Source organism: Caballeronia sp. SL2Y3 (assembly GCF_022879575.1).
Lineage (GTDB): Bacteria > Pseudomonadota > Gammaproteobacteria > Burkholderiales > Burkholderiaceae > Caballeronia.
Map to the genome: position 1 here is coordinate 503,804 of NZ_CP084263.1, position 17,191 is coordinate 520,994.

The 17,191-nt window shown below is 63.6% G+C and carries 10 protein-coding genes and 1 pseudogene; 8 read left to right on the plus strand and 3 right to left on the minus strand.

Features of this window, described 5'->3' with window-relative positions; genetic code table 11:
- Positions 1–13 precede the first annotated feature (13 nt).
- The 3 genes from LDZ26_RS24695 (at position 14) to LDZ26_RS24705 (ending at position 5,462) form a co-directional block, all read left to right on the plus strand.
- Positions 14–1,084 (plus strand): glycosyltransferase family 4 protein, encoded by a 1,071-nt coding sequence (locus LDZ26_RS24695; protein WP_244851320.1) that lies wholly within the window; start codon positions 14–16, stop codon positions 1,082–1,084.
- A gap of 15 nt (positions 1,085–1,099) precedes the next feature.
- Positions 1,100–2,899, plus strand: a complete 1,800-nt coding sequence (locus tag LDZ26_RS24700; protein ID WP_244851321.1) for an HAD family hydrolase — start codon at positions 1,100–1,102, stop codon at positions 2,897–2,899.
- Between the two features lie 112 nt (positions 2,900–3,011).
- Positions 3,012–5,462 carry a glucose/quinate/shikimate family membrane-bound PQQ-dependent dehydrogenase gene (locus tag LDZ26_RS24705; RefSeq protein WP_244851323.1) on the plus strand — a complete coding sequence of 817 codons (2,451 nt, stop codon included), beginning with the start codon at positions 3,012–3,014 and terminating at the stop codon, positions 5,460–5,462.
- Between the two features lie 1,021 nt (positions 5,463–6,483).
- Here LDZ26_RS24705 and LDZ26_RS24710 read toward each other — a convergent pair.
- Complete coding sequence (locus LDZ26_RS24710) at positions 6,484–7,716, minus strand: YihY/virulence factor BrkB family protein (RefSeq protein ID WP_244851325.1); 1,233 nt, start codon at positions 7,714–7,716, stop codon at positions 6,484–6,486.
- A 124-nt stretch (positions 7,717–7,840) separates the two neighbouring features.
- On the minus strand, positions 7,841–8,011 hold the full coding sequence (locus LDZ26_RS24715; RefSeq protein WP_244851327.1) for a hypothetical protein: 171 nt from the start codon (positions 8,009–8,011) through the stop codon (positions 7,841–7,843).
- Positions 8,012–8,107: 96 nt separating this feature from the next.
- Here LDZ26_RS24715 and LDZ26_RS24720 point away from each other — a divergent pair.
- The 3 genes and pseudogenes from LDZ26_RS24720 to LDZ26_RS24730 all read left to right on the plus strand — a co-directional run.
- A pseudogene (locus tag LDZ26_RS24720) lies at positions 8,108–8,635 on the plus strand (type VI secretion IcmF C-terminal domain-containing protein); the annotation flags it as partial.
- Between the two features lie 407 nt (positions 8,636–9,042).
- Positions 9,043–10,389: a hypothetical protein gene (locus tag LDZ26_RS24725; RefSeq protein WP_370650767.1), complete on the plus strand. Its 1,347-nt coding sequence runs from the start codon at positions 9,043–9,045 to the stop codon at positions 10,387–10,389.
- A 149-nt stretch (positions 10,390–10,538) separates the two neighbouring features.
- A complete protein-coding gene (locus tag LDZ26_RS24730) occupies positions 10,539–11,792 on the plus strand; it encodes a YbfB/YjiJ family MFS transporter (protein WP_370650782.1) in 1,254 nt (417 codons plus the stop codon).
- Positions 11,793–11,807: 15 nt separating this feature from the next.
- Here the strand turns inward: LDZ26_RS24730 and LDZ26_RS24735 are convergent, their stop codons facing one another.
- Positions 11,808–13,205, minus strand: a complete 1,398-nt coding sequence (locus LDZ26_RS24735; RefSeq protein WP_244851331.1) for a replication initiation protein — start codon at positions 13,203–13,205, stop codon at positions 11,808–11,810.
- Between the two features lie 610 nt (positions 13,206–13,815).
- Between LDZ26_RS24735 and LDZ26_RS24740 the strand changes: the two genes are divergently transcribed.
- Both LDZ26_RS24740 and LDZ26_RS24745 read left to right on the plus strand, forming a co-directional pair.
- A complete protein-coding gene (locus tag LDZ26_RS24740; protein ID WP_244851785.1) occupies positions 13,816–15,027 on the plus strand; it encodes a ParA family protein in 1,212 nt (403 codons plus the stop codon).
- Positions 15,024–16,001, plus strand: a complete 978-nt coding sequence (locus tag LDZ26_RS24745; protein WP_244851333.1) for a ParB/RepB/Spo0J family partition protein — start codon at positions 15,024–15,026, stop codon at positions 15,999–16,001. Before LDZ26_RS24740 ends, LDZ26_RS24745 begins: the two co-directional genes overlap by 4 nt.
- Positions 16,002–17,191 lie beyond the last annotated feature (1,190 nt).

The following is a 17,191-nucleotide window of genomic DNA, read 5'->3' on the forward strand; positions in this document are numbered from 1 at the left end:
CACACGAACCACCATGCGCATCGCTCAAGTCTCGACGCTCTATGAAAGCGTGCCGCCCCGGCGTTACGGCGGCATCGAACGGATCGTGTCCTATCTCAGCGAAGAACTCGTGGCATTGGGTCACGACGTGACGCTTTTCGCGAGCGCGGACTCGCGCACGAGCGCGAAGCTCGTCGCGGGAAGCGACTGCGCGGTGCGGCTCGTCGAAGACACCGCCGATCCGCAAGCCTTTCACTTTGCGATGCTCGAAGACGTGGTCGCCGCGTCGAAGCATTTCGACATCGTGCATTTCCACACGGATTACCAGAGCTTTCCGTTCGCGCGCCGCATGCAGTGCGCGCATGTGACGACGCTGCACTGGCGGCTCGACGTGCCCGGGCTCGAACCCATGTACCGCCGCTTCGCCGATATCCCGCTCGTGTCCATCTCGAACGCGCAGCGCGCGCCGCTGCCTTGGCTCGCGTGGGCGGGCACCGTGTATCACGGCTTGCCGGACACGCTCTATCCGTTCCATGAACGCGCGGGCGAACATCTCGCGTTCGTCGGACGGATCGCGCCGGCCAAGGGACCGGATGCGGCCATTCGCATTGCGCGTCGCGCGGGCATGCCGCTCAAGATCGCCGCGAAAGTGGATGAAGCCGACCGCCCGTATTTCGAAAGCGCGGTGGAGCCGCTCGTCGAAGCGCCGCTGATCGAATACGTCGGCGAGCAAGACGATGCGGGCAAGAGCCGCATCATCGGGCAAGCGCGCGCGCTGCTCTTTCCGATCGACTGGCCGGAGCCGTTCGGCCTCGTGATGATCGAGGCGCTCGCGTGCGGCACACCTGTGATCGCGTTCGGGCGCGGCTCGGTGCCGGAGATCATCGAGGATGGCGTGAACGGCTTCGTCGTGCGCAACGAGGACGAAGCAGTGGAAGCGCTCGCGCGTCTGCCGGAGATCGATCGCCGCCGCTGCCGCGAAACCTTCGAGCGGCGCTTCACGGCGGAGCGCATGGCGCGCGATTACGTCGATGTTTACCAGCGTCTCGTCGATGCCCGCGCGGCCCGTTGCACGCCGCCGTCGCTCGTCGAGCAGGATGCCTAACGAGAGGACACGCGCATGCGATTCATGGTGCTTGCCAGCGATTACGACAACACGCTCGCCGAGAACGGCCGCGTCTCCGAGGCTACGTGGGACGCCATCGACCGCCTGCGCGCGTCGGGGCGTCACATGATCCTCGTCACGGGCCGCGAGCTCGACGATCTGCTCACGTTGTGCGACCGCGTCGACCGCTTCACGCTGATCGTCGCGGAAAACGGCGGCGTGATCTATTCGCCCGTCACGCGCGAGCGCAAGCTGCTCGCGCCGCCACCGCCGCCCGTGTTCGTCGAGGCGATGAAGAAGGCCGGCGTGCGCCATCTCGGTGTGAGCCAGACGCTCGTCGCCACCGTGCGGCCTTACGACGAACAGGCGCACGCCGCCATCCGCGATCTCGGACTGGATCTGCACGTCGTCTATAACGGCGACGCGGTGATGGTGCTCGCGCCGGGCGTCAGCAAGGCGAGCGGCCTGCTCGCGGCGCTCGATGAGCTCTCGCTGTCGCCGCGCAATGCGGTGGGCGTCGGCGACGCGCAGAACGATCACCCGCTGCTCGATGCGTGCGAGATGTCGGCGGCGGTGAGCAACGCGATTCCCGCGCTCAAGTCGCATGCGGATATCGTGCTGAAGAGCGAATGCGGCGCGGGCGTGACCGAACTGATCGACGCGATTCTCGCCGACGATCTCGCCGCCGCGAGCGAGCGCGTGACGCGGCGCAACGTGCTGCTCGGAGAGCGCGTCAACGGCGCTTCGCAGCAGGAAGGAGGCGAGCCTGAAACGCTCGCGCCGCAACGGACCGTCGCGCTGATCGCGGGGCAATCCGGCGGGGGCAAGTCCACGCTCATCACCGGCCTGATGGAGCGGCTCGTCGCGGCCGGCTACCAGTTCTGCGCGCTCGACCCCGAGGGCGACTTCGACACCTTCGAGAACGCGCTGCCCATCGGCGATGCCGAGACCGCGCCGAAAGCCGACGACGTCACGCGGCTTTTGCATCAGCCGAGCCAGTCCGTGCTCGTGAACCTCATGCGCGTCACGTTCGCGGACCGGCCCGCGTACTGCGCGAGCGTGCTCGCGCACATGCAGAAGTCGCGCGCGCTCACCGGCCGCCCGCACTGGATGCTCTTCGACGAAGCGCATCACTTCTTTCCCGCGAGCATCAACCCGGCCGACGAAGTGTTGCCGGATCAACTCGCGCCCGCGCTCTTCGTCACCGTGCATCCGGAGCAGCTTTCGCCGCGTCTTCTGGATCGCGTAACGGTGTTCATCGGCGCGGGGCCGGGCGCGCAGACTTCGCTCGAAGAGTTCGCGCGCGCGGCGGGCCACGATGCGCCCGCCGCGCTGCCCGACGACATCAAGCCCGGCCAGGCGCTCGTGTGGCGTCGCGAGGCGGACGGCGGCGGCTGGGGCGAGCCGGTCGTCGTGCATGTCGAGCCCGCGAAAACGCAGCGCCGCCGTCATGTGCGCAAGTATGCGGAAGGCATGCTGATTCCGGAGCGCAGCTTCTACTTTCGCGGCCCCGACGACAAGCTGAACCTGCGCGCGCACAATCTCGTGCTCTTTCTCGAACTCGCCGAAGGCGTCGATGAGGACACCTGGATGTTCCATCTGCGCCAGGGCGACTATTCGACGTGGTTCCGCGACGTGATCGGCGATACGTCGCTGGCGGACGAGGCGCAAGCCGTCGAAGCCAACGATGGCCTTTCGGCGAAGGAGAGCATCGAAGCCATTCGAAAGGCCGTCGAAGAGCGTTATACGCAGCCGGAGAATCCGGTGCTGCCGAACATCCTCGCGCCGGGATCGAAGGACGGCGATGGCGCATAAATTGCTGCACTGCGTCGCGTAGCGCGTATAGCGCCTGGCATCGGATGAAGGTTCGATGTCAGGCGCAGTTTGCGTCGCATGTCCCTGAAGGTGCCCTAAGCAGAGGTGTTGAATGAATACGAACTCGCCGCCAGCGCGGTCGCCCGCCGGCCCGTCGTCGCCATCGAACACGCGATCGCCGTCGCCCGTCGTCAAATGGCTGACCGTGCTGTTTCTCGCGTTGTCGGGTCTTTATCTCGGCGGCGTCGGCATATGGCTCGTCGCCATCGGAGGCTCGCCGTATTACGTCGTCGCGGGCATTCTCATGCTCGCGGTCGCGTGGCTCATCTGGCGGCGCAATACGCTCGCGCTGATCGTGTACGCGGTGCTGCTGTTCGGCACGCTGATATGGGCGGTCGCCGAAGCGGGCTTCGACTTCTGGGCGCTCGCGCCGCGTCTGGACGTGCTCGTCATCGTCGGCATCTGGCTGCTGCTGCCCTTCACGTATCGTCTGTATATGAACCCGGTGCGCCGGGGCGGCCTCGCGCTCGGCGTGGCGCTCGTTCTAGCCGGCATCGCGCTCGTGTACGCCGCGTTCAACGATCCGCAAGAGGTCAGCGGCACGGTGAGCGCGCAGGCGTCGAATAGTTCGGCTGCGCCTGCCGCGAGCGGCGGCCGTCCGGGCGACTGGCTCGCTTACGGCAATTCGCAGCACGGCACGCGCTATTCGCCGCTTTCGCAGATCAACGACAAGAACGTCGGCAATCTGCAAGAAGCGTGGACCTTCCGCACGGGCGACATGAAAGGCCCGCACGATCCGCTCGAAATCACCGATGAGGTCACGCCGCTTGCCGTCGACGGCACGCTCTTTTTCTGCACGCCGCACCAGAACGCGATTGCGCTGGACGGCGCCACCGGCAAGGAGAAATGGCGCTTCAATCCGGAGCTGAAGCCGGACCCGAGCTTCCAGCACGTCACTTGTCGAGGCGTCTCCTACTATGAGACGCCTGCGGTCGCAGAGGCGCGTCAGACGAACAGCCTGTCGTCGCTGCCGGCGTGCGCGCGCCGCGTGATCCTTCCGGTGAACGACGGGCGTCTGTTCGAACTCGATGCCGCGACCGGCCAGCGTTGCGCGGGCTTTGCCGCCAATGGCATGCTCGACTTGCAGCATCTGCAGCCGGTGAAGACGCCGGGCATGTACGAGCCGACCTCGCCGCCGATCATCACGTCGAAGGTCATCGTCATGGCCGGATCGGTCACGGACAACTACGGCACGCGCGAGCCGTCGGGCGTGATTCGCGGCTTCGACGTGGACACGGGCAAGCTGCTCTGGGCGTTCGATCCGGGCGCACGCGACCCGAACGCGATCCCGAGCGATCAGCATAGCTACACGATGAATTCGCCGAACTCGTGGGCGCCCGCCGCCTACGATGCGCAGCTCGACATCGTGTATCTGCCGATGGGCGTCTCGACGCCGGACATCTGGGGCGGCAATCGCACGGCCGAACAGGAACGTTATGCAAGCGGCTTGCTGGCGCTGCATGCATCGACCGGCAAGCTCGCGTGGTTCTATCAGACGGTGCACCATGACCTGTGGGACATGGACTTGCCCGCGCAGCCGACCATCGCGGATATCAAGGATTCGAACGGCAACATCGTTCCCGCGATCTATGCGCCGGCAAAGACGGGCAACATCTTCGTGCTCGACCGCCGCACGGGCAAGCCGATCGTTCCCGCGCCCGAGCAGCCGGTGCCGCAGGGCGCGGCACAGGGCGATCGCCTGTCGCCGACGCAGCCGTTCTCGCAGCTCACCTACCGGCCGCAGAAGAACCTGACGGGCGCGGACATGTGGGGCGCAACGATGTACGACCAGCTCGTGTGCCGCGTGATCTTTCATCGGCTGCGCTATGAGGGGCCGTTTACGCCGCCGTCTGAGCAGGGCACGCTCGTGTTCCCGGGCAATCTGGGCATGTTCGAATGGGGCGGTCTTGCCGTCGATACGGACCGCCGCATTGCGATTGCGAATCCGATCGCGCTGCCGTTCGTTTCGAAGCTGATTCCGCGCGGGCCGAACAATCCGATGGAGCCGCCGCAGGCCGGACAGTCGGGCACCGGCGCGGAGACGGGCATTCAGCCGCAGTACGGCGTGCCGTTCGGCGTGACGCTGAACCCGTTCCTCTCGCCGCTGCGCCTGCCTTGCAAGCAGCCGGCCTGGGGCTATGTGTCGGCGCTCGATCTGGAGACAAACAAGGTGATCTGGAAGAAGCGCATCGGCACGACGCGCGATGCATCGCCTATCCCGCTCCCGTTCAAGATGGGCATGCCGATGCTCGGCGGCCCGATGACGACGGCGGGTCACGTGTTCTTTATCGGCGCGACCTCGGACGATTATCTGCGCGCGTTCAGCACCGATACCGGCGAGGAGCTGTGGCACGCGCGTCTGCCGGCAGGCGGACAGGCGACGCCGATGACGTATGAGGCGAACGGCAAGCAGTACGTGCTGATCGCGGCCGGCGGGCATGGGTCGTTTTTGACCAAGCTCGGGGATTATGTGATTGCTTATGCGTTGCCGGAGAAGAGGTGATTGGCTGGCGGGGGATTGCTGTCGTGCATGGTGATGGCGACAGCAATCCGTGGGCGGTTGCGCGGCGGACGCTCATCGCAAGCGCTGGTGGAATGGGTTTGCACGGGCGCACCGTCTAAATGGACGTGCAAGCTGCCTGCGCGGCTTGTTGTGCCGCACCGCTTCTGAGACTGCCCAGTCGAAAGCGGACGCGCCGTCGCCCGTCGCCAATCGAACGAATTGCTGAGTTACCGACGCGGCAGCCGACGATCGAGTGCCAGCCGTCAGATTGCAGCACTTTCTAAGCTGCCGATGCGGTAGCCATCATCGATTGATCGTGAAGAAAAGAAGCCATTTGCCAGTTGCTGAGACTGGCTGCGCGGCGGACAGATGTGCGGGCGAGCGTCGCCTTCTAAGCTGCCCACTTGGCAGCGACCCGGTTATGTCTACGCACGAGCGACTGGAAGGGAAAGACAACAAACGCCTGCGTTGCAATAAGATCCCGTCGGCGCGGCTAGAGACCGGAGCGCATGCCAGCGTCGCGATTCTCTGGCACACATGCGCGAGACGGGCGCAGTTCGAAGAAGCAAGAAAGCTCAATCCCTTGCCTGTCTGATCGGTGTCGAGATCTGCTTGCCCGACGCGCGGCTTTAGCAATCGGACGCGCCGAGGCGCCAGCACCCTCGTGCGCCGATCTCTTGGGCAATCGCTCTTCTTCGACGTCGACTTGATCGCCGTCTTCGCAGCGATTCATGACCTGAATATCATGGAACGAGCGACTGCATCTCGACGATGTGCACGCGCCGTCTTTAGCTCGTAATGCCGTTATCCACTGTCATTCAACTTGTGTTGCGCCACGCTAACGAGGCGACGTCGACACTGCTCCTGCAACTGCGATCAACGCAATCAATTTGCGGGCGCTACATCGGCCGGTATGCAACCGGAATCAAGCGCTGCCGATGTCCGCGCAGGCCAGATTCCTATCAGCCATACCGGGCGGCCCTTCGCCGCCCGTCTCATTCCCCGGACACCGCCGGCGCGCCTACGCCTTCACCGACCGATGATGCCGCCCCTGCGTCCGGCTGGATCCTTTAGTGAACACAAAGAGACTCGCGCCCGCAGCCGCGATCGCAAGCCGGATCGGATTGGCCTTCACCGTATCGACGCCCTTTGCAACGGCATTCGCCCACGGCGACGTGCGCGTGGTGCCCGACGTCGACGGCGGAACAGGCGGAACAGGCGGCAGCGGCGCGGGCGCGACCGGCTGCGCGTGCGCCGCGCTCGCGAGCACCGGCGCGTGCGGCGCGCCTTGAACGCCATCGCGAGATCCGTGATTCGACGCGCCGGTCCCAGGCGCAGGCATCGCGGGCGCGCCCGGCTGATCGGCTGCACTCGACTCCTTCGCCGGCTTGCCCTCGCGCGCTTCCGCTCGCGCGGCCGCGGCTTCCGCGCCGAGCAGCAGCACGGCGGCGGCGAAGTACAGCCACATCATCAACACGGCAAGCGATCCCGCCGCGCCGAATGCGTTGGCCGTGCCCGCGTGCGTCAGATACAGCGCGAAGAGCTTCTTGCCCACCGAAAACAGCACGGCGGCAATCGTGCCGCCCACGAAAGCATCGCGCCAGGCGACGTGGCCGTCGGGGAGGTATTTCATCAACGCAGCGAAGGCACAGGACAAGATCACGAGCCCGACCAGAAACTGCAAAACGTCCCCGACGATCACGAGCGGCGATTCCCCAAACACCCATTTGCCGGCCGCCTGCACCGCCGTATCCAGCACGAGCGAGATGATCAACAGGAACGCGACGCCCATCACGAGGCCGAAGGAAATCAGCCGCACCTTGACGAGCGTGGCGACGCCCGACTTCTCTTTGTTCTCGGCGGGCCACACGACGGAAAGCGCCGTATTGAGCGACGAAAACGTAGCGGATGCGCCCACGGCCAGCAGCACGAACGAGATGACTGCCGCGATGCCGCCTCCGCCGCTGCGGTGCGCGTGCTCGACGATGGTCTGCACGCTTGCGGCAGCGTCCTTGCCGAGCATCCCGCTCACCTGATGGAAGATCTGCCCGCGCGCGGCTTCCTCGCCGAAGACGAGCCCGGCCACGGCGATCACCATGACGAGCGTCGGCGCGAGCGAGAAGGCCGAGTAGAACGCGATGCTCGCCGCCATCGGCGCGGAGCGGTCGGCGCTGAAGCGCTTGAAAGTGCGGACGGGCCACGCCATCGCCCGGCTCATGAGGGATGTGGAATCCCGCGCTGTCGTCTTGTTCATCGCTATTCTCCTGGGAACGTGCTGCTTGCCTTTAGCATCGCGGATGCCAGGCCGGAGAACGAGGGTGCGAAAACGCGGGAGTGCCGATCATCGGCGGCCCGGGAAACGCGCGGGCGCTTGAGGATCAGCCGTCCGCACCGGGCTTCGAGATGTCGGGCGTGCCGCGCACGGGGTTCTGCTCCGGCTGGAGATCGGTCTTGTCGGGCAACGTCTCGGGCGTGCGCGCGGGCGGCGTGCCGCTCGCGATTTCGGTTTGGTCGGGGGTGGGGTTTTGCGGTTCTGTGGGATCGGACATGGTGGCTCCTTGGGGCGTCGGTATCAGAGTCGTTAGCAAGGGGCGTACTCGCGTGCTGTCGCGCTGCCCACGGAGCGCGACGCCGAATCGTGTTGCGCCTGGAAAGCCGACCTCCGCATCGCCGAACTCGATCCTACGATCCTCAGCCTATCCATCGACATCGACGGTCAGAACGCGCTCTACCAGCACGGACCCGTCGCGCCCGTCCGCATCAGTTGGCCCGGCCCGCGCGGCGGCGTGCATGCGGAACTGACGGCGAGCCCGCGCATCCGGGCCGATACATCGACGATCGCAGCCGACGGTCCCTGGGCGCTCATGCGCCTGATGCGTCTCGGCGAAATCGTGCCGACCGCGACGCCGGGCCGCACGCGCGTGGTCTTCGGCTTCGAGGGCCGCAAGGCGGTGCTCGATATCGCGACGGCGGGCAGCGTGGCCAATCCGCTCACGAGCGACCTGCTCACCACGTTCCGCTGCCCGAGTTCCATGCCGATCTTCAACCTGCCCGATAGCGGCCCGCCGCCCGGATTGCCGGCATTGCCGTCGCAGACGCCCTCCGCCGTCGCGACCGCGGCGACCGCCGCTGCAGCCCAGCCCGCTCAAGCCACTTCGGCGAGTCATCAATAAGCATCGACGCTTCGGCAGGCGGACGCCCGAGCCGGCTGCCGATGGCGCTCGACGCACCGTGCATACGCTTTCGCGACGCGTGTCGACGGCGGCATCGGCCCCCTTTCCGGCACATATTTCCGTTTTTTCGCCGATAGAGGCAAACGTTGGCGGCCCCGAGCAATCGGCACGCGCAGCCCACGCAAATTTGACGCGACGGCACCCTAAAGTCCCGCTTTTTCCGGCCGTAGTTACATGCGAACCCCAAGCGGGACGGCGTCTTCGGTTCCGCCGCACTTTCCATTTGCACCGCCGATCGGGCTTGCCGCGGGGACGGTCCGCTTTTCCGTCCGTCGTCCGTTGGACATTCGGCTCGCGCGTTTCTCTTTAGCCGATCGGGACCTCGATCAGCATTCCTAAGTGACATCATGATGACGATCAACTCGAATGCACGCGCTCTTTCCCCAGCGCGTCCGTGCGCCCTGTTCGCCGTAGCACTCGTAATCAGCGCGCTTCTCACGGCGTGCGGCGGCGGCGGCGGAGGAAGCGACGGCGCGGCGGGCGCAGCGAAAAGCGCCGCATCCGGCAACGCCGTCAGCAGTCCGGGCAGCGATGCGGCTTCCGCCGCTTCGTCGACTTCGTACTCCGGAAGCGGCACCGTAGTCTCGTCCCAAACTTCGCCCACCGCCAGTTCAACGGCCACTACACCGACAGCTACATCAGCGGCTACTGCGCCGGCTACCGCAGCGGCCAACACCGCGCCGACCAGCACGGCGACGCCCGTTAGCTCGAACAACTCGACGGGATCGAGCGCGAGCGCGCCGGTAAGCACACCGACGCCGGTCAATGCCTCTGCGTCGATCTTCTATGGCGCCAATGGCCACAACAACGAAGGCGGCGCTTACGATATCTCGAGTCCCGCGCGTCAGCTGTCGCAATTGCAGGATCTCGGGGCGAAGCTGTATCGCAACGAGGTGTACAGTCAGGCCACTGCCACGAAGCTTGCGGGCATCGCCAGGTCGATGGCCGCAGGCGGCGTCACGGTGTTCCCGGTGCTGCTGTCCGACCCGCGCTCCTTCAATAGCGAGTCGGACGCGTACACCGCAGGCTTTGCGCTCGGTCAGCAGACGGCGACGTCGTATCGGTATCCGTACTACGAGGTGTCGAACGAACTGGGCGCGATGTCGCTGGTCGGCAACGTGGACGGCGTCTATCCGCAACAGTTCGACAATGCGCTCTTTCAGAAGGCGCGCGGCCTGATTCGCGGCATGATCGCCGGCATCAAGTCGGTCGATACGAACGGCAAGATCATCATCGGCGGAGACACGTGGCTGCACTACGGCTTCGACGACATGCTCTGGAACGGCACGCAGCCGGACGGCACGACGGGCCATCCGAAGGTCACGTGGGACATCACCGGCTGGCATTGGTATTCCGAGCAAGGCGACATCACGCACGCCTGCGGCGGCACCGGCTGCCATGACGTGCTCGCCGCGTTGCAGGCGTACGGCAAGCCGATCTGGCTGACGGAGTTCGGCGTGCGCCCGTGGTACGGCTCGGACGCACAGATCGCGTCGTACATGGTTGGGAACCGGATGATGGCGCAGTTCGTCGCGGTCGCGTCGCGGTACAACCTTCAGGCGATCCAGGCGTACGAGCTTTACGACGATCCGGTCGGCGGCGAAGGCAACTACGGTCTCTTGATGAACGACGGCGTCACGCAAAAGCCGGTGTATGCGGCGTTCAAGAACTTCGTCGCCGCGCATCCGATGTAACGGCTCCTTCGCGTGAACTCGACGCTCGACCGGCGATGCGAGCAATACGGCTGACGCTTGGCGCGCTAACATAACCCGCACCATCAGCGATTCAAGCGAGGCGATTCGAGCGAGCCGGAGAAGCGACGAGCGTGCGAAATCCAGAGACTATCGAGAGGGGCGCAGGACCTCGGGCACAGCCGCAGCCGGCGAGCACATCGGCAAGCCGTTCGCACGCGCGGCGGCTCGCCGTCGCCTTGTCGCTCGGCAGCGCGATCGCGCTCGGGTTCGCGCGCTTCGCGTATGCCTTGCTCCTGCCTCCGATGAAGCTCGACCTCGGATGGAACTTCGCGCAGGCCGGCGCGATGAACACGGCCAACGCGCTCGGCTATCTGCTCGGCGCGTTCGCGTTCTGGCGGCTGTCGCAGCAAAGCGCGCCGCGGACGCTCTTCGTCGCAGGCTGCGTCACGACGGCGCTCTTGATGGCATCGAGCGGCGCCGTAACACAGACCAACGGTCTGCTGTTGCTGCGGATGGTCACCGGGGCTGCCAGCGCGCTCGTCTTCGTGAGCGGCGGGGTGCTGGCAGCACGCCTCGCGTCGCTTTCACCTCGCGATTCGGGACTCATCATCGGCCTGTATTACGGCGGCACGGGTTGGGGCATCGCGCTTTCGTCGATCCTCGTCCCGCTGACGATATCGTCCGATACGCACGGCTGGCGCTACGCGTGGTTCGCGCTGGCGGCAGCGTGCGCCCTATGCGGGATCGCCGCCGTGTGGGCCGCGCGGCGTATCGACTCCGCGTCCGCGCAGCCGATGGCACAAAGCGGAGCGCGGGCAGCGCCACATCGACCGGTCCGGCACAGGCGCTATATCCTCGCGCTTGCGGGATACGGCTGCTTCGGCGTCGGCTATATCGGCTACATGACCTTTATCGTTGCCCTGCTGCGTGCGGCGGGCATGAGTGCCACTGTCGTCAGCGCCTTCTATGTCGCGCTCGGCGTGGCGACGGTCGCGTCGGCGCGTGTGTGGTCTGGACTGCTCGACCGGGTGCGCGGCGGTCAGGCGCTCGCGTTGCTCAACGCGCTGCTCGCCGTGGCGACGCTCGTCCCCGCCCTGTTCGCGCATCCGGTGACCGCGTTCGCTTCCGGCCTGCTGTTCGGCGCGACGTTTTTATCCGCCGTGGCGTCGACGACAGCCTTCGTCCGGCACAACCTGGCTGTGAGCCAATGGGCAAGCGGCATCAACGCCTTCACCATCGTCTTCGCGGTCGGTCAGATCGTCGGTCCGACGGTGATCGGGCGCATATCCGATAGCGGCGGACTGAGTCGCGGTCTCGTCTACTCCGCGGCGATGCTTGCATTCGGTGCTGTCCTCGCGGCGTGCCAGAAGCCGCTTAGCGACCCAATCCCGCCGAAAGAGTGAAGCCGGTTGCGGGAATCAGCCCGACCGCGCTTTCTTCATCTTGATGTACACGTGCGAGCAGAACGCATCGGCGACGACGCGATTGACCGTCAGAATGTTGTCCGCGCTCAACGATTCCCGCGAGAGGCCCTGCTTCTCGATGAGCCGTTGCGGAATCAACTGGCTGACGAACGAATGGCACAGTTCCTTACGCGACTGCGCGTCCGCGGCCTCGAAGAACTCCCGCCCCGCCCTGTTTTCTTCGCTGAGCTTCGCTTTCGCGGAATCGTTCTGCGCCTGAATGGTCGCTTCGAGTTGCGCCTGCGCGGCGTCGCGCTCGCGCCGACCTTTCTTCTCTTCTTCGAGTTGTCTCGCCTTGATCGCGGCCATCTTGCGGTCCGCATCGCCGATACGGTAATTGCCTTCCAGCGCCTTGAAGAGGTAGCCGCGCGGGCTCACGGTGACCTTGCCTTCGTTCAGCTTGAAACGCGTGTATTCGATCGCCTGTTCAAGACGTTCGTCCGTCCATACATCGCGACGCTTGGCGAGGCGTTCGAAGTCCGGCGTGTCGAACGCGAATTCGTTGTGCAACAGGAGATACATTTCGTCGGCGATGCCCGCCCGCGCCGCATCCGCGCCCTGCTTCTTCGTGAAGCGAAAGCGGATCTTGAGCTTGTCGCGCGTGGCGCGGTCCGCGTTGGCCTCCCAGCTCACGTCGAAGTCCGAGACTTCATTGAGTTGGTCGATAGCCGGCTCCAGAAACCGTTTCTTGAACTCCTTGACTTCCTTGCGCGACTCGCCGACCTTGCCCGGCCATTCGAGCACCTCTTCGAACGGGAACCATTCGGTCACGCCGTGACCTTCGCATGGGATCAGCCGGTCATAGATCGCGCGTGCGAGCGATAGCGAAAAGGCCGTGGAGGCGCGCAAGCTCAGCCAGTGCGCCTTGTAAGGGCTGATCAGATACTTGATGACGCGCCCCGAAAGCAGCACGCACACAACGTTGCGCTCGATATAGCAGTCACCGAGCAAGCTGATGGTGCCCCACGAGTCCTTCTCCGTCAGTTCCTCGATGGACGGCGCCGTCATGATTTCGACGCGCGCGCGGGCGGCCGCTCTCATCTGCGCGATCAGGTGACTGTGGTTGCGACTGTCGTAACGCATCAGCCACTTAAAGTAGTTCACGTCGGCGGTGAAGGTATAGACCTTGTCGTCGATCAGTTCGTCGGGCGCTTTGGTCGCAACGATGAAATAGGCCGCGTCGAGCACGCGCCGCGCGGCGATTCCGAGACCGCCTACCCGCGTGAAAATGTTGTTCCGCAGAAAACCGATATCGCGCGTCGCCTCGCAGATAGCCGCGCCTTGTCCGGACATGTCTTCGTAGATGTCCAGCGCAAGTTGCTGAGGCGTGACGGTGAAATCTTGATTGTCCATTCTTCTGTTCGGCTACTGTCCCGGCACTCTAACAGGCACGAAAAGCGTGTCAACACAAAAACCGCCCCGGTCTCATCGGCTCGGTTCGCACAAAAACCGCCCTGCACGTAGCGGGCGCCGCCTAAATTCCACCCCGGTGCGCACAAAAACCGTCTGTCCACGCCCAGTTTGCGACCTCACGAGCACAAAAACCGCCCCACCCTTCACAAAAACCGTCCCTATTCACAGGGAAGCTTGTTGATTCTTAAGGGTTTCGATATTCCTGTTTGTGGGTTTGACGGTTAAGGTTTACAAAAAAACTGGACTAACAATGGTAGGGACCATCAAAGTTCCTTGAGTCTTTGGTGCTAAGTAGCTGACGGGATTGAGCTTTTTCGGAGCACAAAAACCACCCCCGGGGCGGTTTTTGTGCCGAAAGCTTTGGAGTGTGAAATTACGAAAGCTGTGGGGAGGGCTCTACTGCACGGTCTGCGCACGTCCGCAGGCGCGGAAATCTGGCGTCGAAGGCCCCAAGACGATAAGAAACTGCGAAATTTCGCCGCTTTGCAAGCCTGTTTACGCATATTCGTGTATTCTGCGCTTCAGCGTCAATACAGGGAGAAAGCGCAGAATGGCCAACGTAGGCAGCTTACCAATGGAAGATCGCAAGGTGTCGCTTCGGGAAGTCGCGGAGTTTGCGGATAACCTCGAACCGTTTTCGGACAATCTTCGCGAGCAGATTCTTGCGCCCCGCCCGCGCAAGACTGCACCCTTCTACACCATCAGCGAACTCGCCGAGATGTGCAATCTGACTCGACAGCAGATTCAGTATCTGGTGACCAAGGGCGAAGGCGGCTTGCCGAGCGGCACGCTCAACGGCAACGGCCGCAGCCGGACTTTCACGCTGCCCGAGGTTCGTCTGTGGGTGAAGATGGCGTCCGATATCTATCAGACTAGGCTCGATGATGCCGACGGCACGTTCCGCGGCAAGGTTCTCACAACGGCCCAGTTGAAAGGCGGCTCGGCGAAGACTACGACAACGGTCTGCCTCGCGCAAGCGCTGACGCTGCTCGGTCGAAAGGTCTTACTGATCGATCTGGATCCGCAGGCGTCGGCGTCGGAACTGTGTGGACTGTACGCCGAGAAGGAAATCTCGGGAGACGACACCGTGCTCCCTTATATCTACGACCAGAACGTCGAGGGCGGACTGGGCGCGAGCGTGCAGTCGACTTACTGGGATGGCCTTGACATTATTCCCGGCCATACCTTTTTATACGGAGCGGAGTTCCTTCTCCCCGCGCGGCAGAAAACGATCCAGGGCTATCGTTTCTGGGCGGTCTTGCGCGAAGGCCTCGAGCCGCTGCGCGCGCAGTACGACTACATTCTGATCGATACGTCGCCGTCGCTGTCGTACATGAACCTTAATGCGTTGCTGGCCGCCGACGCGCTCGTCATGCCGATGATTCCAGAGAACCTGGACTTCATCAGCTCGTTGGCATTCTGGCGGCTTTTCTCGGATGTCGCTGAAGACTTCCTGCCGTACGAAGAAGACAAGGTGTACGACTTCATTTCGATTCTGCTGTCGAAGGTCGACTACGGTAAAACCTCGTCGGCGCCGGTCGTCCGACAGTGGGCGCAGAGTGCCTACGGACGCTGGCTCGATCCGTTCGAGATTCCGGCGAGTTCCGTGATGAGCGGCGGAGCGTTGTCGTTCTCGACGGCGCTTGATGTCGTCAGCACGCACTCGACGGCCAAGTCGCTGCAACGGGTCAGACAGCCGATGATGCAGTATGCGAAGTGGCTCGACGATATGTTCGTTAAATCCTGGAAGGAGGCGGCGTGAGTAACAACATTAGAGAACAACTCATGGCCAAGACGGCCAACCTTCCGAAGCCGGCCGATTTTAAAGGCGAGTCGAAGAAGGATCGTAATGCGCGCGGCCCGCAGACGATGCCGGGCATCACGAGCGCGCTCGCAGCGGCGCAGCTTCGGATTCAGGAGTTGGAGTCTAAGGGCGTCGAGACGGAAATTCCACTCGACGCGATCGTGCCGAATCCGTGGCAACCGCGTCGTCAGTTCAATGAGGCGAAGCTGTCGGAGCTGGCGCGCTCCATTGATGAGGTGGGATTGCTACAGGCGGTCACGGTTCGCCGCATCGGCGATTCGTTTCAGCTTGTGGCGGGTGAGCGTCGACTGCGCGCACACAAGCTCATCAATAAAGGGACGATCCGGGCAGTCGTCATCGAATGTTCTGATCAGGACATGGCGGCGCTTGCGCTGATGGAAAACGTCACCCGCGACGATCTGTCGGATTATGAGATCGCTATTGCAATCCGTCGAGCGGAAGCGGAGTTTCCGAACCGCACGCGTTTGGCTGAGGCGATGGGCATCTCGCGCAGCGACCTCTATCGGTTCCTGGCCTTCGACGCGTTGCCTGATTTTGTGAAGCGCGACCTCGATTTGACGCCTTCTGTTTTGGGAGCGTCGTCGGCGCAAGACGTGGCGAATGCATTGAAGAAGTCGGGCGAGGCGGGGTTGAAAGCGCTTCAGGAACTATGGCCGCAAGTATTGTCGGGCGACTTGGTGCAGACGAAACTCGCCGCAAGCTTGGGCGCGCACATCAGCCGGGGCGGTGCGCCTACGGACGCTGGAGGGCGCAGCATCTTGAAGATTTTTGCCGGGAAGGTGCAGGCCGGGAGCATCACCAAAGACGTCAAGGGGCTGACGTTCAAATTCAAAGCAGGGGTGGTGACGGAGGAGCAGGAGAACCAACTCAGAGAGCATATAGGGAAAATGTTCTCGATCAGATCCGAATGAATCGACTGCCCGCTATGCGGGCATTTTTTTCGCCTGTTCGAGACGATGGTGTTCTTTCAAAGCGAAGCGATGTCACGCTAGGCTCTTTTCTGACGCTTTCATCGAGCCGTAACGCGAGTGTCCGAATTCGGACAGCCCGCGACGTGTTAATTGGCTGGCAGCCAACGTATCGCGAAATCGCTTAGAGTGTCCGAATTCGGACACTCGCACGTAGTGTCGGCGCGGCGACTCCTTCGGGCGGTACCAAAGTCGGGGCGCCTTTCGGCAGGTCCAGTCGCGTCATCAGCCGAGCAAACGAACGCGTCTGCGCACGCGCCTTGAGTAGCTGATTCGGCAGATGGCGAGTGAACTCAATTGGCAGTGTCTCGGCGCACAAGTAGTTGACTAGAGCTTCAGCGATGCCCGTAGTGCCGACTTGATCCGACCTGGACGCGACAGAGGAACCCCCTCACCCCAACAGGTTGAGAGTTCGCGGCCGCGAATTCGGCGTTCCTAGCGCCGCAGTGGCGCAGGGTGTCGTACGCCCCGAGCGACCGATCGGCCTCGCTAACTCACGCCGAACAACAGAGCCACGGTGTCCGAATTCGGACACCTCCCGCCGTGGAAATACCGCCTGGGTCTGCCTTTCGACCGCTCGAGATAGCAAAGTGGACCAATTGCCACGTCACCGCGGGACGCCACCGGAGCCCTTTAGACTGCCCCACATCGCCTTTGTAGACGGGACCTGCTGCCGTCGCCCTGGAGCCACAGCTCAAAGCTGAATGTCGCCGTCGTCGCGGAACGCGCGAATTTGGCCGGTCGATTCTGATCGACAGCGCGGCATTTGAACCCGTGCGTGAGGGGCCGTTACTAGACCATCGCAGTTTTCACATGCGCATAGGGCGGGCCGAAGCAGCCGCAGTCAAGCGAGAGCAAGCTCTTCATGAGTCCGCGTCATGTCGGACAGGTTGGCCGGGTATAGCGCCCTGGGCCGCTAACGCCGCATGAACTCACGGGATGTTCGACGCGGTTCGAAGACTGGACAACGCGATATAACTTCCAGCACCGGAGTATTCAAGAGAGCGATCAGCGTGAACCGATCGGCGAAACAATGCGGCTCTATCCCGAGTGCAGTCAGCGGACGGCGGGGCGTCGCATGCCGCGATCCATTCTGGGCGTGGCCATACATTCTTGATCGCTGGCCTGTTCGC